The organism is Aminobacter sp. MET-1 (genome assembly GCF_026521175.1).
Classification (GTDB): Bacteria; Pseudomonadota; Alphaproteobacteria; order Rhizobiales; family Rhizobiaceae; genus Aminobacter.
Map to the genome: position 1 here is coordinate 1 of NZ_JAMSHL010000162.1, position 245 is coordinate 245.

Consider the following 245-nt stretch of genomic DNA (forward strand, 5'->3'; position numbering starts at 1 on the left):
TCCCAGTGCGGTGCTGATCGGCGACGTGATCATCGGTCCGAACTGCTATGTCGGGCCCCTGGCCAGCCTGCGTGGCGACTTCGGCCGGATCGTCCTGGAGGAGGGTGCCAATATCCAGGATACCTGTGTAATGCATGGTTTCCCCGACAGCGACACGGTGGTCGGGTGCAACGGTCATATTGGCCACGGCGCGGTGCTGCACGGCTGCCGCATTGGCGAGGACGTGCTGGTGGGGATGAACGCAG

General features: G+C 64.1%; 1 pseudogene. It reads left to right on the forward strand.

From position 1 onward, the window contains the following. Positions 1–245: pseudogene (locus tag NDO48_RS29470) on the forward strand (phenylacetic acid degradation protein PaaY); the annotation flags it as partial.